15 protein-coding genes and 1 pseudogene are annotated in these 23230 nt (G+C 46.9%); 10 read left to right on the top strand and 6 right to left on the bottom strand.

Annotated elements, in window-relative coordinates:
* The first annotated feature begins 17 nt into the window (after positions 1-17).
* The 4 genes from KN811_RS12200 to KN811_RS12185 all read left to right on the top strand — a co-directional run bounded on the left by KN811_RS12200 (position 18) and on the right by KN811_RS12185 (position 6816).
* Positions 18-1622, top strand: coding sequence for a RagB/SusD family nutrient uptake outer membrane protein (locus KN811_RS12200; RefSeq protein ID WP_187963838.1), 1605 nt, complete (start codon positions 18-20; stop codon positions 1620-1622).
* Positions 1623-2546: 924 nt separating this feature from the next.
* A complete protein-coding gene (locus tag KN811_RS12195; protein ID WP_187963837.1) occupies positions 2547-4370 on the top strand; it encodes a sodium:solute symporter family protein in 1824 nt (607 codons plus the stop codon).
* 48 nt (positions 4371-4418) lie between these two features.
* Complete coding sequence (locus KN811_RS12190; protein WP_282097917.1) at positions 4419-5627, top strand: glycoside hydrolase family 130 protein; 1209 nt, start codon at positions 4419-4421, stop codon at positions 5625-5627.
* 262 nt (positions 5628-5889) lie between these two features.
* Positions 5890-6816 (top strand): alpha/beta hydrolase, encoded by a 927-nt coding sequence (locus KN811_RS12185; RefSeq protein WP_187963836.1) that lies wholly within the window; start codon positions 5890-5892, stop codon positions 6814-6816.
* A 22-nt stretch (positions 6817-6838) separates the two neighbouring features.
* Here the strand turns inward: KN811_RS12185 and KN811_RS12180 are convergent, their stop codons facing one another.
* Positions 6839-7768, bottom strand: coding sequence for a DUF6807 family protein (locus KN811_RS12180; protein WP_187963835.1), 930 nt, complete (start codon positions 7766-7768; stop codon positions 6839-6841).
* A gap of 36 nt (positions 7769-7804) precedes the next feature.
* Positions 7805-7992, bottom strand: a pseudogene (locus tag KN811_RS22125) (IS200/IS605 family transposase); the annotation flags it as partial.
* A gap of 456 nt (positions 7993-8448) precedes the next feature.
* On the opposite strand from KN811_RS22125, the gene KN811_RS12170 reads away from it, so the two are divergent.
* The 4 genes from KN811_RS12170 (at position 8449) to KN811_RS12155 (ending at position 15039) form a co-directional block, all read left to right on the top strand.
* On the top strand, positions 8449-10557 hold the full coding sequence (locus KN811_RS12170; protein WP_187963834.1) for a bifunctional aldolase/short-chain dehydrogenase: 2109 nt from the start codon (positions 8449-8451) through the stop codon (positions 10555-10557).
* Positions 10558-10703: 146 nt separating this feature from the next.
* The gene (locus KN811_RS12165) at positions 10704-11978 is read left to right on the top strand and encodes a sugar isomerase (protein WP_187963833.1); all 1275 of its coding nucleotides are present in this window, start codon (positions 10704-10706) and stop codon (positions 11976-11978) included.
* 110 nt (positions 11979-12088) lie between these two features.
* Complete coding sequence (locus tag KN811_RS12160; RefSeq protein ID WP_187963832.1) at positions 12089-13501, top strand: FGGY-family carbohydrate kinase; 1413 nt, start codon at positions 12089-12091, stop codon at positions 13499-13501.
* Between the two features lie 122 nt (positions 13502-13623).
* Positions 13624-15039: a purine-cytosine permease family protein gene (locus KN811_RS12155; RefSeq protein WP_187963831.1), complete on the top strand. Its 1416-nt coding sequence runs from the start codon at positions 13624-13626 to the stop codon at positions 15037-15039.
* A gap of 93 nt (positions 15040-15132) precedes the next feature.
* Here KN811_RS12155 and KN811_RS12150 read toward each other — a convergent pair whose 3' ends face one another.
* From KN811_RS12150 to KN811_RS12135, 4 genes are all read right to left on the bottom strand, one after another.
* Entirely contained in the window at positions 15133-17583 is a 2451-nt protein-coding gene (locus KN811_RS12150) for a TonB-dependent receptor (RefSeq protein WP_187963830.1), read from the bottom strand.
* A gap of 287 nt (positions 17584-17870) precedes the next feature.
* Complete coding sequence (gene rpmA, locus KN811_RS12145) at positions 17871-18131, bottom strand: 50S ribosomal protein L27 (RefSeq protein ID WP_187963829.1); 261 nt, start codon at positions 18129-18131, stop codon at positions 17871-17873.
* 74 nt (positions 18132-18205) lie between these two features.
* On the bottom strand, positions 18206-18865 hold the full coding sequence (rplU, locus tag KN811_RS12140) for a 50S ribosomal protein L21 (protein WP_187963828.1): 660 nt from the start codon (positions 18863-18865) through the stop codon (positions 18206-18208).
* Between the two features lie 108 nt (positions 18866-18973).
* Positions 18974-19438: a DUF4199 domain-containing protein gene (locus KN811_RS12135; RefSeq protein WP_187963827.1), complete on the bottom strand. Its 465-nt coding sequence runs from the start codon at positions 19436-19438 to the stop codon at positions 18974-18976.
* Between the two features lie 242 nt (positions 19439-19680).
* Between KN811_RS12135 and KN811_RS12130 the strand changes: the two genes are divergently transcribed.
* Positions 19681-21003 (top strand): M16 family metallopeptidase, encoded by a 1323-nt coding sequence (locus KN811_RS12130; protein ID WP_187963826.1) that lies wholly within the window; start codon positions 19681-19683, stop codon positions 21001-21003.
* A gap of 107 nt (positions 21004-21110) precedes the next feature.
* The gene (locus tag KN811_RS12125; protein WP_187963825.1) at positions 21111-23180 is read left to right on the top strand and encodes an insulinase family protein; all 2070 of its coding nucleotides are present in this window, start codon (positions 21111-21113) and stop codon (positions 23178-23180) included.
* Positions 23181-23230: the final 50 nt, after the last annotated feature.

The following is a 23230-nucleotide window of genomic DNA, read 5'->3' as shown; positions in this document are numbered from 1 at the left end:
AAATAAAAAATATACACATGAAAAAGTCACTATATGTCATATCGATGAGTATTGTTTTACTGGTTACGGGATGTACCGGTGATTTCGACGATCTCAATAAGGATCCGGACGGATTTACAAATGAAGAATTCGAGCAGGACAACAACCTGATGGGGACGCTCTGCGGCGCTCTTTTGCAATGGGGGATACCCGCACAGGAAAATTCATATCAGGTAGGGACCAACCTCAGTGCCGATGTGTTTTCCGGGTACATGATGTCCCCGAACCCCTTTAACGGAAACCAGAATAACACGAATTACGCCCTGATCCCGAGCTGGAATGAGGAGACCTGGAACAAGGGATACCGGGAGGTCATGGCCCGGGTACTCAAAGTAGAACAGTTCGGGGGCGAAGAGAAATTCCCGGAATTTTATGCCTGGGCACTTATTCTCCGGGTAGCCGCCATGCACCGGGTAGCAGATTTTTATGGCCCCATGGTATATTCGCAGTATGGTAAAGGAGAGTCCGACAATATCATACCATACGATTCCCAGGAGCAGGTGTATGATGCGTTTTTCATGGATCTGGATAAAGCTGTGGGCATACTGACGGAATCGGCCGCACAGGGCGATGATACCGGGAAATTTGAGCGTTTCGACATTTCTACCTATAAAAAGAGCGGATATGAAGCGTGGATAAGGTTTGCCAATTCCCTCCGCCTTCGTCTGGCCATGCGGATCGTCAAGGTAGATCCGGACAGGGCAAGGACCGAGGCAGAATCGGCCGTCAACCAGAAATATGGTGTTATACAAGATAACAGCGATAATTTACTGATTGTTTCCGAAGGAAGTTTCCGGGCACATCCGTTGCAGATCATATCTACCGAGTGGCTCGACACCCGTATGGGAGCCCCGATGGAATCCTTCTTAAAAGGATATGACGATCCCCGAATTGGAGTATACTTCAAACCTTCTAAGGAATACGAGGGAGAATACAAGGGGATCCGTAGCGGGATAGCGATCGACTCCAAAGGAACGTATCAGGATTTTTCCGCCATAGGAGACCTGATCGAAAAACCCGAAATACAATGGATGAATGCCGCCGAAGTGTATTTCCTGCGTGCAGAAGGCGCATTGAGGGGCTGGAATATGGGAGGAGATGCCAGGTCTTTTTATGAAAGCGGTATAAAAAGCTCATTCGAGCAATACGGACTTGGCGGAAGCGAAGATTATGTAGCCAATGCGGAGAGCCGGCCACAACCTTATGTCGATCCGAAAAATGATGAGAACAATGTAGAAGAAGGCTCTCCTTATTTAAGCAATGCAACCATTCAATGGGAAGGTGCGGCCACAAATGAAGAAAAACTGGAAAAGATAATCACGCAAAAATGGCTCGCTATCTATCCCAACGGGGCAGAAGCCTGGAGTGAATTCCGAAGGACCGGGTATCCGAAACTTTTCCCGGTGGTTATCAATAACAGCGGAGGAAACATCGCTTCGGAAACCTTTATACGAAGGCTTCCCTTCCCCCAGAGCGAGCGGCAAAACAATGCGTCTGAACTCGAAAAGGCCCTGAGCTTCCTCAAAGGCCCTGACAACGGGGGAACCCGGTTATGGTGGGATGTCGAAGGAGGTAATTTTTAACTGCATCACAATCTGAATGGAAATAATACATTAATTCATTTTCAGCCAGATATTCTGTATTATAGGCCCAAACGATAGAAATATTGTTTGGGCTTTTTTGTATATCACATAACATAAACGAGCAAATTTATTGTAGATTTTTGTTTTTTAAGTAAAACAAGAAGTATTGCTATTTTACCTTTTGTATCATTTTGTATAATAAGGTAATAATAGAGAAACTCTCTGAATTTTTATAGTAAACCCGTTTAAACTTTCCTTAATTGACTGTAAAATGATCCCCGGAATATCAGGAGATTGAGGTTAATATTTCAATCTCGTTCAATCTTCCGGCGTAGCCGGATCAACCTCCTGTCAATCTTTTATACACCCTTTCCAGGAAGGAAATGGCAGGGTTAGAAGATTATATGTTTTTGATGAATATCTGAACCTGTTTGCCTCGAAGAAGATATAAGCAAATCAAAATTTCACCAAATAAAAAAGGCGGAGTAAAACTCCACCTTTTTTGCCCCAAATCTTACCATGAACTTAACCTACTTATGCTATGGTGACTCTAAAGTATACCGAATTTTTATGCCCGGATAATTATTTCGATAAAAAGCGGATTAATACGGTAAAGTGTAAATACAGGTGGCTTTTTATTAAAAAACTGCAATAGAGATTCTTATAAGGTCCGAAGATATTTCCTGTGTAAAGATAAAATGATATAGTACGGTTAGATGTGAGTTGACCCTCATTTATAGATTTCTCCTGCAATGATCCCCCGGTGGGGTCGCTTTGTCAATATAAAATGTACGCGGTGCCCGGTCCGGGTGGTAAGATTTTATCACAAAATGACAAAATCCTATGTATCAAAAATAAAAAACCGCGCTACTTTTGGTGCTTGTCTGTGTCGGGGCCTCGGGGCCCCGGAACTCCAGAACCATTATGATACAAGCAACAGATATATGGATCATTGTCGCCTACCTTGCCGGAACCGTGATCATCGGGCTTCTTTTGCGCAAACGCGCACAACAGAGTAAGGACGACTACCTGCTGGGTGGAAAATCACTGCCCTGGTATATGCTGGGACTGTCCAACGCCTCAGGGATGTTCGATATTTCCGGGACCATGTGGCTGGTGGCCCTTACCGTGGTCTACGGGATGAAAAGCATCTGGATCCCCTGGTTGTGGCCTGTATTTAACCAGGTTTTCCTTATGGTATACCTCTCGGCCTGGCTGCGGAGGTCCAATGTTACTACGGGGGCGGAGTGGATACTGTTCCGGTTTCACGATGGAAAGGGAGGGAAATGGTCGCACACTATTATTGTAGTGTTTGCGATTCTCAGTTGCCTCGGGTTCCTGGCCTATGGTTTTATCGGCCTGGGAAAATTTGTTGAGATCTTCATTCCCTGGGAATGGGTAAGCCCGTACCTCCCGTTTGATCTTCCCGAGGCCTATATTCCACATTTTTACGGGATCATTTTTACGCTTTTTACTGTTTTCTATACCATTATGGGGGGAATGTCCGGTATAGTGTGGACCGATCTGCTGCAATATACCATCATGACCGTTTCTGCCATAGCCATAGGTTATATTGCCTGGAATGCCCTGGGGAGCCATACCCTGGAGACGCCGGAAGGCTGGCTCGATCCCTTTTTTGGCTGGAAGCTGGACCTGGACTGGTCCGGGATCATCACCGAGATGAATGGGAAGATCGCATCTGACGGTTATTCCCTTTTTGGCATATTCTTTATGCTCATGGCCTTTAAGGGCATACTGGCCAGTCTTGCCGGGCCGGCGCCCAACTATGATATGCAAAAAATACTTTCAACAAAATCCCCGAGAGAAGCGGCCAAGATGAGTGCTTTTGTCAATGTGGCCCTGCTGCCGGCCCGCTACCTGATGATCGGCGGATTTGCCGTGCTCGCCATTCTCTTTTACGATCAGCTGCAACTGGAGTCGGCCGGGGTGATCGATTTTGAGAGGATACTGCCCTCGGCCATAAGCCAGTTTGTCCCGACAGGCCTTCTGGGCTTACTGCTGGCCGGTCTTCTTGCGGCATTTATGTCCACCTTCGCCGGGACGCTCAATGCCGCACAGGCCTACCTGGTCAACGATATTTACCTGAAATACTTTAACAAACACGCTGGTGCCCGCCAGATCAGACGGATCAATTATCTTACAGGGATACTCGTGGTTACCGTAAGTGTGATCCTCGGTTTTTTTGTACAGGACGTAAATTCCATACTGCAATGGATCGTCTCTGCCCTGTACGGGAGCTACGTGATATCCAACGTGCTGAAATGGCATTGGTGGCGGTTTAACGGCGAAGGATATTTCTGGGGGATGCTCTCCGGGATCATCCCCGCGCTCATATTCCCGATGGTGACCGATATGCTCGACCTGTATTATTTTCCCGTGATCCTGGTCATCTCGCTTCTGGGCAGTATTATAGGCACCTACTCCGCCCCGCCGACTGACGAAGAAACCCTGAAAAACTTTTATAAGCAGGTCAATCCCTGGGGATTCTGGAAGCCCGTTTACCAAAAGGTGATAGCCGAAGACCCGGAATTTGAGAAGAACAGGAATTTTAAAAGGGACATGTTTAACGTAGCGATCGGTATCGTAGCACAAACCCTGCTGGTGGTCGTTCCGTTATACCTCATCATGCGGGAAGAAATCCCTCTTTTTATTTCACTCGGCCTTCTTGCCGCCTGTCTTATGATCCTTAAGCGAAACTGGTGGGATAAGGTAGGGAAGAACGGATGATATCCCGCCCCGATAAAAAAACAAGATCAGGAAATAAAAGATAAAAATATGAACCATACAAACCAGGCCGGGGAAAGCAGGAAGATAAACAACTACGATGCCCTGATGGAAGATCACCGGAAACTTATAGAAAGATCCAACGTCCCTTTGGAAAGCAGTAACAGTATCTTTCAACGATACAGGGATCCCGTCGTAACCGCGGCTCACGTACCTGTTTCGTGGCGGTACGACCTTAATGCCGTGACCAATCCCTACGGTATGGAAAGGGTGATGATCAATTCCGCCTTTAATCCGGGTGCCATAAAATGGAATGGCAAATACCTGCTGGCCGTACGGGTAGAAGGAGCAGACAGAAAATCGTTTATCGCAATTGCAGAAAGCCCCAATGGCATCGATAATTTTGAGTTCTGGGAATACCCGGTAGAACTTCCCGAAACAGCCGATCCCGATGTTAATGTCTACGATATGCGGCTCACGGCACATGAAGACGGCTGGATATATGGTGTGTTCTGTACGGAACGGAAAGACCCCGACGCTCCCGGGTCTGATACCGGAGCTGCTGTGGCCAATGCCGGAATTGCAAGGACCAAAGATCTGAAAAACTGGGAGCGCCTGCCAGACCTGATATCCGATTCGGGACAGCAACGCAACGTAGTGCTCCACCCGGAGTTTGTCAATGGCAGGTACGCTATGTATACCCGTCCCCAGGACGGCTTTATCCAGGTCGGTAATGGTGGAGGGATAGGCCTGGGTTATATAAAAGACATCACCAATCCTGTTGTGGAAGACGAAAAGATCATACAGGAAAAAGTATACCACACCGTATATGAACTAAAGAACGGCCTGGGCCCCGCACCGCTGAAGACAAAAGAAGGCTGGCTCCACCTTGCCCACGGCGTTCGGAACACAGCAGCCGGGCTTCGGTATACCCTTTATATGTTCATGACCGATCTCAACGATATCTCCAGGGTCATCTACCAGCCGGGAGGTTATTTTATGGCTCCAAACGAGCGGGAGATCACCGGAGATGTATCTAACGTACTGTTCAGCAATGGCTGGATCATGGAAGAAGACGGACGGGTGTTCATCTACTACGCTTCTTCCGATACGCGCTGCCATGTGGTGACTTCGCACATAGACCAATTACTGGATTATGTGAAAAATACACCCACAGACCGGTTTACTTCAGCCGGGTCCGTACGCACCATCGTAGAACAGATAGAGAGAAATAAAGAATTGTTCCGGGACCGGGCATAAGCCCCTGTTATTAACACCCTGAAAAAACAGTTCAGAGGAGCGCCGGAATACTTTTTTGAGCTATACTATTCAAAACTCTGTCACTTCGGCAGGCTCAGTGTACCACGCTCAGTGCAGGCAAACTCAGGACATCGTTTTGTGGTTTTTCATAATGGACACGAAGATCATTTTACAGCCAATTGGAAAAAGTTTAAATGAGTTCATTGAAAAATTAACTGGGATTCTATGGTTTAATGTATATTTATACGGAAAAACCTAAACCATGAAAATTTGCTTGATACTTTCTGTTTTTACATTATTGTCCACAACAATATCGCACGGCCAGAATACCACCATAAAAGTATGGCCGGAAACCATTCCGGGAGCAATGGGCAACCCGGACTACAAAAAAGAGACCGCATATGCCAATAACGGAAAATCTCCCCGTATAAAAAAAGTAACGGACCCGACCCTGGAAATCTTCCTTCCCGCAAAGGACAAGGCTAATGGTACCGCCATACTGATCTGTCCGGGAGGAGGCTATTCTGCCCTTGCCATTGACCACGAAGGAAGAGACATTGCCGCATGGTTCAATAAACTGGGTATCGCTGCATTTGTATTGCAATACCGCCTGCCCAGCGATGCCATAATGAAAGATAAAAGCATAGGGCCGTTACAGGACGGGCAGGAAGCCATCCGTATCATCCGTAGGAATGCCGCGAAATGGAATATAAAGACAGACAGGGTCGGGATCATAGGATTTTCCGCAGGAGGACATTTGGCTTCCACAGTGTCCACACATTTTTCTGAAGAAGTGTACGAACCGGGGGATGCAGTAAGCGCCAGGCCCGACTTTTCCATGCTTGTTTATCCCGTGATCTCAATGGACCAGGAAATAGCCCATAAAGGCTCAAGGACCAACCTGATCGGGGAACATCCTTCACCGAACCTTGTTAAACGCTTCTCCAATGAACTTCAGGTAAAAGAAGATACCCCTCCCGCATTCCTTGTCCATTCCACAGATGACAATGTCGTTCAGGTGGAGAACAGTATACGCTATTACCTGGCATTAAAAGACCATCAGGTCCCTGCAGAAATGCATATTTACCGCCAGGGAGGCCACGGTTATGGTATGGGGAGGTCCGACAATACGGAATCTTCCTGGCCGGAAGCCCTGGAACGCTGGCTGAAAATGAATAAATTGTTGTAATTCCATATATAAAAAGATCATTCTACCGTGATCTCACAAAGTCGCGGTAAATCTGCTTTATATCATCTTTGTCCAAAGTCCCCTGATGTACTACCAATCTGTTCCGGAATCTCAGGGGCTTTTCTTTGGGGATAGCGATCGGCTCTCTGCCGGGAAAAGCAGCATTTTGCATGCTTTGGTGCTTTCTCAGTATCCACCCCCGGAAAGAGGGCAGCTTAGCCGGATGACACATTAGGACGATACCGGTTTGTTCTTTTTGATCCGGGTCATGATCGGGGATAATCTCTATCCATCCGCCTGCTTTTACAGGTGTGTTCTCAGGAATTACTTTACCTTTTTCCGAAAAAAATGTAAAGACATCCGGGGTTTTGATGCGGGCGGAAAATCCCCCATACCCTTTTTCGTCTTCAGACCCTCCCAATTGTACACCATCTACAAGAGCGGTCAGGGTAATATCAAAGTCGATTTCATAATGATCTTCCCTGCGGACATAGGAGATCAGGCCCTCTTCTTTGATAACTGCTTCGTCCGGGCCTTCACCGGTCAGCCAATAGACGACGGTCTTTAAAGTTGCGGAATTATCGCGGATTTCGGTAAGGGCGCTATCCACTTTCCAGCGGATCCCTTCGCATAACCAGGGGTCTGCCACTCTTTTACCCTTTGCAAAAAGCTGATGCCAGGTCCAGAAGATACCCCGGTGATGCGGATGGTCTTCGGGAAAATCTTCCGTAAGGTTTTCCCCGTTCATTCCATAGAGTGGATGGATGTAGTTTGCCCTCGGGTATTGTCCGCTTTCAGATCGGGTTTCCTTTTGATAGGAAAAGCGGGGCAAATGGTCTTCGTATAAGGTTAATGTGCCGTTTTTTTCCTCAAAACGCAAATCCTGTGCGAATATTGGAATACAGGCCAGTAGGGCAATGATAAGGGATGTTACATTTTTTTGGGATGTCATTTGTAAAACGTTTAAGGCTATATTTTTCCGGGGATGTCATTCTATCCATTTAAACAGGTATTCATCCCGGTATTCTACCTGATATTTTTCGGGAAAACGTATGTATTCTTCTTTAAATGATCTTCGTTTATGATGTTCTTTCTGGTTTTGATATATGCGATCACATGGTCCAAAGCCGAATGTGAATAGGAAAATGCACCATATCCCTCCTGCCATTCAAATTTTGTAAACCTCTTTTCCCGGGAAGGAGAGATCAGGCTGACGGCAAAGACCACCTGTATATATAATTGGGAATAGGTTCCGGAACCCATATTTTGTTTGTAAATGTTTTGAGCTGTTATGTTTTTGGTTATAAATATAAGATTTCTGTTCCAAATCAATCATTTAGCAATCGTTATAACAAACTGTCATTAATATCAGATATGCCATCTGTTCGTGTGTGAGACACCCGGATCCTCCCGCTTTGTTATATTATTGCATACCTCAAAAAAAATCCCGCAGGAATTTTATATTTATGTTTTTGAGCAGCACAGCACAGGATGGTTGTTTTGCACATAAGATATATTTTCGTCCATATCTTGAATAGTAAATCTTAACCCATTGAACAAGCCATTCCGGGATGACTGTAAAAAGATCTAAGGTCATTTGGTTGTGCTTTGGGAAATAAAAAATGAAAACCGATGAAAATATTGGAAAAGAAGGATTTTAAATATGTCAACTACCTGTGGGATGAGAAAAAGGCCACTGCCATGGAAGGGAACGAAGTGGACCTGTTGTTATACCGGTCCAACCTTCTCGGTGCAGACCTCAGGATCACCAATTACGGAGGAGGGAACACCAGTTGCCGGACCCGGGAAAAAGACCCGCTCACCGGAGAGGAAACCGAGATCATGTGGATCAAGGGTTCCGGGGGAGATATTGGAAGCCTCACCCATAGCGGACTGGCAGGGCTGTATGTAGATAAATTACACGCCCTGAAAAAAGTATACCGGGGCCTGGAATATGAAGACGAAATGGTGGCGCTTTTTAATCATTGTATATACGACCTGGACAGTAAGGCACCATCCATAGACACTCCATTGCACGGTCTGTTGCCGTTTAAGCATATCGATCACCTGCATCCCGATGCCCTGATCGCCGTGGCAGCGGCGAAGGACAGCCGGGAAGTTACCCGTGAAATATGGGGGGACAGTATGGGCTGGGTGCCATGGCAGCGTCCCGGGTTCGACCTGGGGCTGCAAATAGAGAAATGCCTTGCCGATAATCCCGGGATACGCGGTATCGTTCTCGAAAGCCACGGACTGTTTACCTGGGGAGACACCTCTTATGATTGTTATATAAACAGCCTAGAAGTTATAGAAATGGCTTCGTCCTATATAGAAAATAAAGTCGAGGCCAGGGGAAAAGTTTTTGGAGGCGAAAGGACAAAAAGCCTGGAGCCGGAAAAACGAAAAGACCAGGCGGCAGCCATAGCACCACTCCTTCGCGGCCTGTGCTCTTCCGAAAAGAGGATGATAGGCCATTTTACCGATAACGAAAGAGTTTTGCAATTTGTAAACAGCCACGATCTGGATAAGCTGGCCCCGATGGGAACATCCTGCCCGGACCATTTTCTCCGTACCAAGATACAACCGTTGATATTGCCACTGGATGCGGGAACAGAACTGCCCGATCCGGAGGAGATCCTTGAAAAATTAAAACCTGCTTTTAAAAAGTATCGCGAAGAATACAAAGCATATTACGAAACCTGCAAGCGGGATAACAGCCCTGCCATACGCGATGCAAATCCCGTGGTGATCCTGTGGCCGGGTGTGGGAATGTTTACTTTTGCTAAAAACAAGCAGACCGCCCGGGTGGCATCGGAGTTTTACATCAATGCCATAAACGTGATGCGCGGTGCCGAGGCCATCAGCGAATACACCTCTCTGCCCCGCCAGGAAGCCTTTGACATAGAGTACTGGCTGCTGGAAGAAGCCAAGCTGCAACGTATGCCAGCAGAAAAGCCACTGTCCAGGAAAGTAGCTATCGTTACCGGGGCAACAGGAGGTATAGGGAAGGCCATAGCAGACAAGCTCGTGTCCGAAGGTGCCAATGTGGTGCTTACGGACCTGGATAAAAAACTATTAGAGGAAGCAGAGGAGACCTATAAAAAGGACGAAGTCTCCACTTCTGTATGTGATGTGACCAAAGGAGAATCTATAAAAGCAGCATTCCGGAAGGCCTCTGTCGATTTTGGCGGCGTAGATATCGTAGTGCATTCTGCCGGGCTGGCCATTTCCAAATCACTGGCCGATACCACTGAGAAAGACTGGGATTTGTTACAGGATGTGCTGGTCAAAGGACAGTTTCTCATGGCAAAAGAAGGTGTTAGTATTATGAAAAAACAGGGATTTGGCGGGGATATTGTCAATATAGCCAGCAAAAACGGACTGGTAGCCGGGCCCAACAATGTAGGTTACGGTACGGCAAAGGCAGCACAACAACACATGTCGCGTCTGCTTGCTGCCGAACTGGGCACTGATAAAATAAGGGTAAACACCGTAAATCCAGACGGCGTTATCGTCGGAAGCAAAATATGGGAAGGCGAATGGGCCGAAGGCCGGGCCAGAGCATATGGCATATCCGTAGAGGAATTGCCTGCACATTACGCCAAACGGAACCTGTTGAATGAGATCATCCGCCCCGAAGATATTGCCAATGCCGTTTATGCCCTGCTGGGACTGCTGGATAAAAGCACCGGGAATACCCTCAATGTAGATGGAGGAATGGCCAATGCTTTTGTGAGATAAATGTGTTAATTTGGCAATGAGATAAATTAGATAATTGGGTTAAAAGATAAATCCCCCTCGGGGGGAGGTCCCGAAGGGGGGAGGGGGATATTTACTTAAAACCCGAAAACAAACCCAAACACTCGCAACCCGAACACCCGTAAAACATGAAAATTGACCAACAACAAATAGCCGACCTGAACCAAAAGCACAGCGATTTACACAAGCGCCAGCTGGAAAATCTTATGGCTGTTTTTTCCGGATCGTTGACTGAAAAGGTCATAAACAAACTCATAGACTTCCAGGTAGCATTGCCGAGCTGGGCACTGGGTGCCGGGGGAACCCGTTTCGGGCGGTTTTCCTATGGAGGAGAACCCGGCTCCCTCGAACAGAAGATCGAAGATATCGGCCTGGTGCACCAGCTGACCAAAACCGCCGGGGCCGTATCCCTGCATATTCCCTGGGACATTCCCGAAGATATACACGCTGTAAAACAACTGGCAAACTCCCTGGGGATAGTCTTCGACGCGATGAATTCCAATACATTCCAGGACCAGGAAGGGGCCGGGAAAAGTTACAGGCACGGTTCCCTGAGCAGTGTTGACAAGGCAGCCAGGGAGCAGGCGATAGCACATAATATAGAAGTGATCCGCATAGGAGAACAACTGGGGTCCAAAAGCCTTACCGTATGGCTGGCCGACGGGGCTAATTTCCCGGGACAATACAACTTCCAGACCGTACTTCAGCATACCGAAGACAGCCTTAAAGCCATTTACGGGCATCTGCCCGAAGACTGGAAACTGCTGATCGAGTACAAACCCTACGAACCCAATTTTTACAGTACCGTGATCCAGGACTGGGGCACTTCATTCATGCTGGCCAATGCCTGCGGGGAAAAGGCGTTTACCCTGGTAGACCTGGGCCATCACCTGCCCAATACCAATATAGAGCAGATCGTAGCCACCCTGATGATGAAGGGAAAACTGGGAGGGTTTCATTTTAACGACAGCAAGTATGGCGACGATGACCTGACGGTCGGGGCCATAAAACCGTATACCCTGTTCCTTATCTTTAACGAACTGGTCTACGGTATGGAAAACAATCCGCAAAACCCACCACTGGCCTGGATGATCGATGCCAGTCACAATATCAAGGACCCGCTGGAGGACCTTATCCAGTCGCTCGACGCTATTCTTGTTGCCTATGCCCAGGCCCTGCTGGTAGACCGTGAAGCGCTTCGTGAGGCCCAGCAGACCAGAGATGTGGCCGGGTGCCAGGAGATACTGCAGGAAGCCTACCGTACGGATGTAAGGCCCCTGTTGAAAGAAGCCCGCATGAGGTCGGGAGCGGCTGTACACCCGCTGGAAGCCTATCGATCCCTGCAGGTGCGAAAGCAACTGATCGAAGAAAGAGGAATGAAAGTCAGGGCCACGGGACTTTAAGGAACTGATCTCGTTTATGGATCTGTAAGATTGAAGAAGATTGATCTTAAACATTCCAATCTCATTCAATCTTCCCGCGCAGCGGGATCAATCTCCCATCAATCTTTAGTATGGAAAAGACGTATAAAAGAACCGAAGTAACTGCCGTTTTTGATATCGGGAAGACCAACAAGAAATTTTTCCTGTTCGACAAGAATTTCAAGGAAGTGTACAGGGAATATACCCTGCTGGACGAAATGGTGGATGAAGACGGCTATCCCGCCGAAAACCTGCAGCAGTTACAGCAATGGCTGAAAGGAATGCTGGACCGTATTCTTCACGCCGAGGAATATAAGGTGACGGCCATCAATTTTTCCAGTTATGGGGCCAGTTTTGTCCATGTAGATGAAAAAGGGAATGTCCTGACACCGCTCTATAATTATACCAAGCCTGTCCCTGAAGAGGTTGCCAAAGAATTTTACGATACCTACGGTGATACCCTGTCATTTGCCACCGAAACAGCTTCACCGCAGGCCGGGATGCTCAATTCCGGGATGCAGCTGTACTGGATAAAGAAAACCAAACCCGAAATATTCAAAAAAATAAAATATTCGCTCCATTTCCCGCAATACCTGTCCTACCTGTTTACCGGGATCCCGCTGAGCGATTATACCAGCATTGGATGTCATACGGGGCTTTGGAATTACAAAACCAACGATTATCACTCCTGGGTTTACAAGGAAGAAATAGACCGGAAGCTGCCTCCCATAGTTCCTTCTGAAACCAGTCTCAGCATGACCTATAAACGCAGGAAGATAAAAATAGGAGTGGGCATTCACGACAGCTCGGCTGCGCTTCTTCCTTATATTTTGAGTGAAAAAAAGCCTTTTCTGCTAGTGTCTACCGGGACGTGGAGTATCTCCCTTAACCCGTTCAATCAGGAACCTTTGTCCGTAGAAGATGTAGAGAACAATTGCCTTAACTACATGCGCACCGACGGTAAAAGAGTAAAGGCCACCCGATTTTTTATGGGAAACGAATATAAAATACAGGTAAAAAAGCTGGGAGAATACTACGGGAAAGCATATGGTTATCACCGGGAAGTGAAATTCAACAAACGGTTATACCAGAGGCTCATTTCCAATTCTTCTATGCATTTTAAGTTCGAAGGAATACGTCTCCGGCGCAAAAAACTGAACAAGACCGACCTCGCCCCGTTCTCTACATTCGAGGAAGCGTTCCACCAGTTGATGATAGAATTGATGGAACTGCAGGTGGAAACATCGCGAAGGGCTATCGGAAACAGTACCATAAACAAGATCTTTATCGACGGCGGCTTTACCGACAACGATGTTTTTGTAAAGCTCATGGCCTATCATTTCCAGGATTTTAAGGTCAGAACCACCAAAAATTCGCTGGGATCTGCCCTGGGGGCGGCCATGGTCATTTCCGAAGAAAAACCGGGTCCCAAATTTTTAAAGAAAACCTATAAGATGGAAAAACTGGCTCCCCTGCTGCTTTCTCCCGAAAGAGATGCGGTATAAGGGTGTGTGCCGGTTGCGGGTTGCCGGTTACCAGTTTTAATATGTCTGTCATTTTAACCTGCAACTTGCAACCTGCAACCTGCAACCTGCAACCAAAACAATAACAACTAATAATTACACCGATGGAACAAACGCATGCAGAAGAACAAGTACTGGAACTGGCTTCCTCCACCGGAGGGGAATACGAAAGGGAAGCGGTTCCCGAATCGCGCTGGAAAGGCTGGAAGAGTTTCCTGGGGATGTATGCCGGCGAGCATGCGGCAGGGACCGAATTTGTTATTGGCCCTTTGTTCCTGACCACCGGTGTAAGTGCTTTTGACCTTATCATAGGATTGTTAATAGGCAACCTCCTGGCGGTGCTGAGCTGGCGGTTCCTGACCGCAGAGATCGCCGTAAAATACAGGTGGACCCTATACTATCAACTGGAAAAGATTTGCGGAAAAAACCTGGTTACCGGGTATAACCTGGCCAACGGTGTTCTGTTCTGTTTTCTCGCCGGGTCTATGATCACCATATCGGCTACGGCGGTGGGCATACCTTTTAATATGGAAATGCCGAGGCTGACGGATACCATGCCTAACGGAATTACGTGGATCGTGATCGTGATTGCCATAGGATTGGTTATCTCTGTAATTGCCGCCAGGGGATACGATACGGTCTCGAAGGCAGCGAATTGGATGTCACCGGTGATCGTACTGGCCTTTCTTCTTTGTGGTGTTGTGGCACTGGGCCAGTTAGGGATTTCGAGCTTTTCCGACTTCTGGAATATATGGGGAGAAGGTTCAGAACCTTTTCCGGGACAGGTAAAATATACGTTCTGGCATGTGGTGCTGTGGTCATGGTTTGCCAATGCGGCCATGCATATAGGCATGTCGGACCTGAGTGTGTTCCGCTATGCTAAAAAAGCATCGGTAGGATGGACTTCGGCCGCCGGGATGTATGTAGGCCATTATATGGCGTGGATCGCGGCAGCGCTGATCTATGCGGTCTATCTCCGTTCCCCGGAAGTACAGGCTATCCTGGCAGCAGGAGAAGCCCCTGCCGTGGCTCCCGGGCCACTGGCCTACAATACGATAGGGATATTCGGCATTATAGCGGTGATCCTTGCCGGGTGGACTACGGCCAACCCGACCATTTATCGTGCAGGGCTTGCATTCCAGGCGGTCATGCCCAGGGTATCTACATTTAAGGTAACCCTGCTGGCCGGCGGAATAGCCACCTTTGCCGGACTTTTCCCGGCCATAGCGATGAAACTGCTGGATTTTGTGGCGCTCTACGGGTTTATCCTCGCGCCTTTTGGAGCTATCATTGTCTTTGAACACTTTTTTGCCGACCGCTTCGGGGTACGGAGATTCTATGCCGAAAAGGAAAAGGTGCGGTTCAATACAGCCGTTTTTATGGCGTGGATCATCAGTTTTGCAGTGTTTTATTTTATTTCCCTCAAATTCGATGTATTCCTGTCTTTCGTCACCCTGCCCACATGGGTTTGTTGCGGCGTATTGTTTTTGATTTTTAGCAGGTATTTTCAGAAAAAATAGTGTAAAGCTGAGTTAGTTGGTGTGAAAAACCCTGCCGTTTTTCCAGAAGGAAAATACCGGCAGGGTTTTATTTTTTCAGGGGATGGAACCTTTTTAGAACGTATAGGAAAAGTTGGCCGATACCGTCCTTGTCCACTGTGGGTTAAGGGTAGACCATCCCTTATAGTATTCCTCGTCTGTAATGTTGTTTATCTTCAGGGTGATACGGAAATCCTTAATGCCGTAATATACGGAAGCATTGAGAATAGTGTATTCCGGAAGCGTAAATGTTCCGGAGAGGTTCCTGTTCATGATCTTGTTCTCGCCGGAGTAATTTCCGCCGAAACCTACACCGAAACCTTCCAGTTTACCCCCGGTAAACTGATAACCGGCCCAGAAATTGGCCATGTTTACAGGGCCTGCTTCTTCTGGCCTTCTGCCTTTAAAATCGACTGCACCTTCTTCTAATTTGCTGTCGTTATAGCTATAACCGGCTATAAGGTTTAACCCGGGTACCGGATTGGCGTTGATCGTGGTTTCAAAACCTTTGCTTCTTTGCTCTCCGTCCTGGGTATAGTAATAATTAATGCCATCGATGTCGTTGCGGAGTGTTTTATCGGTCACTTTGATGTCGTAATAGCTAAGGCTTGCCGTGAACTTGTCGTTGAACAGGTTTAATTTGGTCCCCACTTCAAACTGATTGGCGTGCTCGGGCTTGAAAGACCTCATGGTCCTGTTGCCGTTCGTCACTTCGGTTTGGGGTGCCAGGTTGGTAAAGCCGTCCATATAATTGGCAAATACGGAGACCTTGTCGAGAACAGGTTGGTAGACCAGCCCGAACTTGGGAGAAAATGTGGTCTGGTTAAAGGTGTCGTTCCAGAAACGGTCTACACGAAGACTTGCCATGGCAGAAAGCTCGGGCAGGATGTTTATCACATCAGAAGCATAGGCACTGAACACTTCCTGTACTGTTCTGGAAGGGTTTATCTGGGAATTGGCAAGCAGGGCATCCGTTCCGGCCTGGGTGAGTACCCCGGTGTCATCAGTGAAATTTTCCGGGTCGTCAATACCCAGGATATCCCTGTTAAAAGTTTCGATGTCGGTACCTATATAGACCAATCCGTTTGTAGTGTACGGACTGCTGTTGTCGGATACATCGGTTTTCAGATAGTCCAGTCCTACAACAAGTCTGTTGCGCAGGGAACCGATCTTAAAGTCCCCGATAAAATTTTGCTGAATATCGGTGCCTACGGTTTCCGAATTTTGTTTGCTCAGGTATCTTGTCAGGACAATACCGTCATCCAGCGTTGTAGATGCATCGTCTTCGGCTCTTGTTGTACTTTCGTACAGATAAGAATAATACCCGCTTGATTTGGTGGAAGACGAAGAAAATGAGGTTTGTGAAGTCCACTGGTCATTGATCTTATAGTTCATTTGTGCCTGTAAACTGAAGGTAGGGTTATCGATATACAGGTCATTGCTGGTATAGGACCGCTTGTGGTCGTAATTCAATTCATCGATATTGTGAACCTTCAGCGGATTTCCCCGGTCGAGGAAAAGCATGGTCTGGTTTGTGGCCCTGCCGTTGTATATTTCGGTATTGATGTTGAAGGACAGCCTGTCGTTGACCTGGTAGGAAAGAGAGGGAGCTATATAGAACGACCTTCGGAACCCGGCGTCCTGATAGCTGTTCTGTGTGTGGTAGGCACTGTTTACCCGGAGAAAAATATCCTTTTCCCTGTTTAACGGGGTATTCACGTCTACGGTAACCCGGTTCTGGCCATAACTTCCGGCGGTATATGAAATATTTCCCCTGAAAGTATCGAAGGGCTTTTTGGTGACGATATTGATAAGCCCGCCGTATGAAATAAGGCTGCTCCCGTAAAGTGTGCCCGATGGGCCTTTGATGACTTCTATACGATCGGTATTGGCCAGATCAGGACTCCCGTTGGTCAGGGCGGGCAGGCCGTTGACCATGGTAGGCTGTACAGCGAATCCGCGGATGGAAAAATATCCGGCCCCGTCGTTACCCCTGCCGGTGGGTTCCCACAACAGGCTGATTCCTGGGGCATTTTTCAGGGCATCGTTAAAATCGGTCACCACCTGGTCTTCGAGGAGTTCACTTCCAATACTGTTGAATACCTGCGGGTTTTCGAGGTCCTTTAAAGGCAGTTTGGATACATAAACACTTTCTTTCTTGGCATATTTATTGGCCTTATGGCCTTCTACGACCACCTCGTCGAGCATTTCCTGCTGTTCTGTAAGTACAATATTGGGGACGGTTGTCGTTTCATTGTCTCTTACCACGATCCGTATTTCCCGTGTTTTCAGGCCTACGGAAGATGCCTTGAGCAGATAAGCCCCGGGTTGTACCCCGGTGATCTCATAAGCGCCACGGTTGTTGGTCAGTGCACCTTTGGCGGTGCCGTTCTGGCCGATAGTGATGGTAACATATTCAATGGGAGTGTTATTGGCAAAAGTAACAGTACCTCTCACAGTTCCTGTTTGTGCCAGGGCCGTTACGGAAAATCCCAGAATGGCTATAAAAAGGAATAGTCTTTTCATCAACGCTGTTTTTATTTAGATTTATTTTAAACAGCACAAAAGTATTTAAGGGAAGATTAAGAACAAAACTTTTTCACGTATAATTTATATGATGTAAATATTTGTATCCAAGAGTTTTAATTCTGCGAAGTATACTTTTTCTGTCTTTTCGGGAAAGAGAACTTCATAGCAGAAGAAAGCACGAGCGGATTTTTAATGGAAGGAGACTGAAGAAGAGGAAACAAATAAAAAAACCCTTCTGCCGATGTTATGACAGAAGGGTTGATCTTTTGCGAAAAGAAATCTTCTTATGCTTCGAATGGGAGCACGGAAACGAAAGACTTATTGCCTCTTTTCTTTTCGAATTTTACAATACCGTCAATTTTTGCGTGCAGGGTGTGATCTTTACCCATGTACACGTTTTCACCCGGATTGTGGGCTGTACCACGTTGACGAACGATGATATTTCCGGCAATTGCAGCCTGCCCTCCGTATATCTTTACACCAAGACGTTTGGATTCTGATTCCCTACCGTTCTTGGAACTACCTACACCTTTCTTGTGAGCCATTTTTGTTCGGTTTTTAACCTTGTTTTATCTGTTGATAAAAACAAGGGGTGGGTTATACTTTTGTTTATGCGGGGTTATTTTTCAATACCTCCGTCCAGTTTATCCTGTAATTCTTTCAATTCGTCCCATTTGCCGTCCGCAGCGAGCTGCGCTTGTTGCGGCCATGTATCGGTGACGATATGCGCCAATCTTGAGCTCGCTTCACTAAGGATTTCGTGAAGTCTTTCCGGGCTTTCTTTGGCCACTTTAGCAAAAGTGTCTATCCCTGCGTCAACCAATGCTTCTGCAGCTTTTGGGCCGGCACCTTCTATTTTCTTGAGGTCGTCTGCCTTAGCAGCGGCTTTTTTAGCCGGGGCCTTTTTGGTTGCAGGTTTTTCTACCTTTTCCTCTTTGGCTTTTTTAGGAGCCGATTTCTTTGCACCGGAAGCGAGGATGTTTTCAACAACGATCTCGGTCAGGGCCTGTCTGTGGCCATTCTTAACCTTGTAGCCTTTACGCCTTTTCTTTTTGAAAACGATTACCTTGTCACCTTTGAGGTGCTTCACTACTTTGGCTTCTACAGAAGCGCCGTTTATAGCCGGGGCGCCGATGGTTACGTCACCTTCATTGTCCAGCAGAAGAACATTGTCAAAAGAAACTTTCGCTCCTTCATCTTCTGCCAGGCGGTGTACGAAAACCTTCTGGTCTTTCGCAACTTTGAATTGCTGCCCTGCTATCTCTACAATTGCATACATAGCGTTCTTGATATTAAAATTGAATTATCGTTAAAGCCCATGCATACGCAAAGGCGGGTGCAAATATAAGCCTAATTCATTAAACAGCAAATGGGTAACGATAATTTTTTATGCCTTTTCGGGGATCTTCCTGGAAAGGTTCCAGCTGGGCTTGAACTTTTGCATAAAAGCAAGGGTGAGCACCACGGTAGAGGCAAATCCTTCGACCGCGATAATGAAGAGCAGTATTCCCGGCCCCTGGTTATAGCCTTGTATCCAGGTGTTCATTATTTTTTCCGGAAAAGCAGGGTCCAGGTGAAACATGTATACGCCCATGAACAAAACAAAGATAAGCGTGGCAATAAAACCGGTGAGTACCCCGGTGGTTGCTCCGGCATAATAGTCGAACTTCTCCCGCTTCACGAGGCGTTTATAGCGGATGGAAGCGTAGATGCCATAGGCTACGATAGCCCCGTTGAGCAAGCGGAGCCATATATTTTCGTGGAGGTTAAATAATTTAACGATCAGAAAATAGGCAATTAAAACAATAGCCGTCACTATGCCATACCTGAGGGGGATGTGTTTTGAGCCCATAACCTTATAAATTATTGGATTTGAGGTATTAAGTTACAAAAAAATACGGGATTAAGGTAAAATGTTTGTTATTTTTATGCTTTAAAGCAAGGGAAACAGGAAAAATCTGTAACATTTTAAGCCGTTTTTATACCAATACCAAGATACAGCATGTATCTTGTATATGAGATGCCCCCGGCCTTCATTTACAATAAAATATAAATGTATTGCGGAAGCAACCATAAAACTTAAACACAACATCTATGAAGAAAAGACTTCTACCCATGGCTTTGCTGGCGGCCTCACTTTTTTCGGTGACAGCCCAGGAAGTGGATTTTGAGGAATACGACCTGGATAACGGCCTTCACGTTATCCTGCAGCAGGACAATACAGCCCCGTTGGTGACTACCTCAGTGATGTATCATGTGGGGTCCAAGGACGAAAACCCGGAACGGACCGGTTTTGCCCATTTTTTCGAACATCTGCTGTTCGAGGGAACGGACAATATAAAAAAAGGACAGTGGTTTAAGATCGTTACGGCCAACGGGGGTAAGAACAACGCCAATACCACTCAGGACAGAACATATTACTACGAGGTTTTTCCAACCAATAACCTCGAACTGAGCCTGTGGATGGAGTCTGAAAGGATGTTGCACCCGGTGATCAACCAGATAGGAGTGGATACGCAGAACGAAGTGGTCAAGGAAGAAAAACGGTTGAGGATGGATAATCAACCTTATGGACAGTTTGCCTCGGCCCTGTTCGGAAATTTGTTCAGCAAGCATCCCTACCGATGGCCTGTCATCGGATCCATGGAGCACCTGGATGCCGCTACGCTGGATGAATTCCTGGCCTTTAACAAAAAATTCTATGTACCCAACAACGCGGTCCTGGTCGTTGCGGGTGATATAGATAAGGAAAAGACCAAAAAGATGATCGCCGATTATTTCGGGCCCATTCCGAGAGGGAAAGATATTTCCAGAACCCATTATAAAGAAGACCCCATTACCCAAACAAAAAGAGCCCGTTTTGAAGATCCCAACATACAGGTGCCTGCGATCCTGACCGCTTACAGGACACCTTCCATGAAAGAGCGAGACGCCTATGTGCTGGATATGATATCGTCTGTATTGAGTGACGGAAAATCATCGAGGTTGTACAAGAAGCTCGTCGATACGGAGAAAAAAGCCATGGAGGTAGGTGCTTTTAATTATTCCCTGGAAGATTACGGGGCCTATATCATTTATGCGCTCCCGCTCGGAGGAACTTCTCTGGACGACCTTGTGGCCGAGATCGATGAGGAGATCGTAAAATTACAAACGGAACTTATTTCGGAAAGGGATTACGAAAAATTGCAGAACCAGTTCGAGAACAGTTTTGTCAATGCCAATTCGGGTGTTGAAGGTATAGCTCATTCCCTGGCCAGATACTACCTGCTGTACGGGAACACCAAACTCATAAACGAAGAAATAGAGATCTATCGTTCCATCACGAGGGAAGAGATCAGGGAAGTAGCCAAAAAATACCTCAAACCCGATCAGAGGCTGCTTTTGGATTATGTACCCAAAGAAGGAGGAGAAAACTAAGTACGAAGTCAGAAGTGATGCCCTGAGCATAACCGAAGGGTCGGAAATCAGAAGATGAGGAAACATATTTCGGAGACCTGACGATCGACCCCAAAAAAATTAAACAGATGAAACGATTACTATTTACCATATTATTCATAAGTACAGTTGCCTTACAGGCACAAATAGACAGGAGCAAGCAACCCAAGCCCGGGCCAGCGCCCGAGATCAACCTGGGGGTGCCGTCTACTTTTGAGCTGGACAACGGCCTGAAGGTCATTGTTATGGAAAATCATAAGCTGCCGAGGATCTCCTATACCCTTACGATAGACAATCCTCCCTTTACCGAAGGGGAAAAAGCAGGTGTCTCAGCCCTTACGGGGAATATGCTGGGTAAAGGGTCTGTGGACATAGACAAGGATGCATTTAACGATGAGGTAGACTATATGGGGGCGAGTATGAATTTCGGCCCTACCAGTGCGTTTGCCAGGGGATTGTCCAAGTATTCCGGGCGAATACTGGAACTCATGGCCGATGCTGCCCTGCATCCCGACTTTAAGGAAGAAGAGTTTGGCAAGGAAAAGGATCTGCTGCTCGAAAACCTCAAGGCCAATGAAAAAAGTGTAACCTCTGCGGCACGAAGAGTAGAGGCTGCCCTGGCGTATGGCAGGAACAGCCCTCAGGGGGAATTTGCCACCCGGGAAACCGTAAACAACGTATCCCTTCAGGATGTAAAGAGCTTTTACAGCAATTATTTTGTGCCAAAAAATGCCTACCTGGTTATTGTGGGCGATGTAAAGGTTGCCGATATCCGCAAGCAGGTAGAAAAATATTTCAACGGATGGGCAAAGACCGCTCCTCCGGTAGTGGAATTTCCGAAACCGGCAGATGCGCAATATACCCAGATCAACCTGGTGGATATGCCCAATGCCGTACAATCTGAGATCGCTGTGGAAAATCTGGCAGCACTTAAAATGTCCGATCCGGATTATTTCCCGGTCCTCCTGGCCAACAAGATACTGGGAGGCGGAGCTGAGGCGCGGTTGTTCCTCAACCTTCGTGAGGATAAAGGATATACCTATGGTGCGTATTCCGGTATTAGTGCCGACCGCCAGACAACTTCCAGGTTCCGGGCATGGGCCAGTGTCAGGAATGAGGTTACCGACAGTGCCGTAGTAGCCTTTCTCGAAGAAATAGACAGGATCACCACCGCAAAAGTATCCCGGCAGGAGCTGGTCGTGGCTAAGGCCGATTATGTAGGCAATTTTGTAATGAACCTGGAAAAGCCCGAAATTATTGCAAGATATGCCCTGCAGACAAAGACCCAGCAGCTTCCGAAGGATTTTTTCCAGACCTATATCAAAAAAATAAATGCGGTAACCGAAGACCAGGTACTTGCGGCGGCGAAAAAATATTTTAAAGGAAAAAATGCCAGGATAGTGGTCACCGGTAAAGCAAGCCAGATTGCGGAGAATCTCGAAAAAATACAGTATAAAGGAAAGAAGATCCCCATATTTTATTTTGACAAATACGCCAATCCTGCGGAAAAACCAAAAGGAAAAACCGTAGATCCGGGTGTTACCGTAAAGTCTGTACTGAACAAGTATATCCAGGCTATCGGAGGTGAGGAAAAGCTGAAGTCGGTAAAGAGCATGTTTTCCAAAGCCTCGGGGACCATGCAGGGAATGGCCCTGGAGATCGTAGCCAAGAATACCTCAGACGGAAAAATCCTTGCAGAAACCTCTATGATGGGAACTACCGTGAGCAAACAGGTGTTTAACGGTGAGAGTGGTTATATAGTAATGCAGGGGCAGCGAAAAGAACTGGAAGGAGAGCGACTGGAGCAGACCAAAGAAAACGCATACCCCTTCCCCGAATTGATGCTGCGCAACCAGGAAGGTCTTGAGATAAAAGGAATAGAAGAGGTGAATGGCAAGGATGCCTACGTGGTTAAAAACGATAAAGCCATCCTGTATTTCGATGTGGATTCGGGCCTTAAAGTGTCCCAGGTCATAACTGTGGAAGCAGGTGGTGGGAAATCAATGACCCAGACATTGACATTCGAAGATTACCGCGATGTGGAAGGCATAAAAATTCCATTTAAAACCATAATGGATACGGGAATGGGTATGGAGCTGGAACTCATCACAACGGAAGTGAAGATCAACGAAGGCGTTACCGATGCAGATTTTGAATAATGGTTAACGCCAACAAGGTGACCATCATTTAAAGCTGAAGGGCTCGACGT

Source organism: Sinomicrobium weinanense, assembly GCF_018863395.1.
Lineage (GTDB): Bacteria > Bacteroidota > Bacteroidia > Flavobacteriales > Flavobacteriaceae > Sinomicrobium > Sinomicrobium weinanense.
This window is presented reverse-complemented; position numbering and strand designations above follow the sequence as displayed.

Excerpts from the sequence above, each read along its gene's own strand:
- KN811_RS12135 (WP_187963827.1), bottom strand. The coding sequence starts at position 19,438 with ATGGGCTCAAAACACATCCCCCTCAGGTATGGCATAGTGACGGCTATT.
- KN811_RS12165 (WP_187963833.1), top strand. The coding sequence starts at position 10,704 with ATGAAAATTGACCAACAACAAATAGCCGACCTGAACCAAAAGCACAGC.
- KN811_RS12170 (WP_187963834.1), top strand. The coding sequence starts at position 8,449 with ATGAAAATATTGGAAAAGAAGGATTTTAAATATGTCAACTACCTGTGG.
- KN811_RS12160 (WP_187963832.1), top strand. The coding sequence starts at position 12,089 with ATGGAAAAGACGTATAAAAGAACCGAAGTAACTGCCGTTTTTGATATC.
- rplU (WP_187963828.1), bottom strand. The coding sequence starts at position 18,865 with ATGTATGCAATTGTAGAGATAGCAGGGCAGCAATTCAAAGTTGCGAAA.
- KN811_RS12155 (WP_187963831.1), top strand. The coding sequence starts at position 13,624 with ATGGAACAAACGCATGCAGAAGAACAAGTACTGGAACTGGCTTCCTCC.
- KN811_RS12180 (WP_187963835.1), bottom strand. The coding sequence starts at position 7,768 with ATGACATCCCAAAAAAATGTAACATCCCTTATCATTGCCCTACTGGCC.
- KN811_RS12185 (WP_187963836.1), top strand. The coding sequence starts at position 5,890 with ATGAAAATTTGCTTGATACTTTCTGTTTTTACATTATTGTCCACAACA.
- KN811_RS12195 (WP_187963837.1), top strand. The coding sequence starts at position 2,547 with ATGATACAAGCAACAGATATATGGATCATTGTCGCCTACCTTGCCGGA.
- KN811_RS12130 (WP_187963826.1), top strand. The coding sequence starts at position 19,681 with ATGAAGAAAAGACTTCTACCCATGGCTTTGCTGGCGGCCTCACTTTTT.
- rpmA (WP_187963829.1), bottom strand. The coding sequence starts at position 18,131 with ATGGCTCACAAGAAAGGTGTAGGTAGTTCCAAGAACGGTAGGGAATCA.
- KN811_RS12190 (WP_282097917.1), top strand. The coding sequence starts at position 4,419 with ATGAACCATACAAACCAGGCCGGGGAAAGCAGGAAGATAAACAACTAC.
- KN811_RS12150 (WP_187963830.1), bottom strand. The coding sequence starts at position 17,583 with ATGAAAAGACTATTCCTTTTTATAGCCATTCTGGGATTTTCCGTAACG.
- KN811_RS12125 (WP_187963825.1), top strand. The coding sequence starts at position 21,111 with ATGAAACGATTACTATTTACCATATTATTCATAAGTACAGTTGCCTTA.
- KN811_RS12200 (WP_187963838.1), top strand. The coding sequence starts at position 18 with ATGAAAAAGTCACTATATGTCATATCGATGAGTATTGTTTTACTGGTT.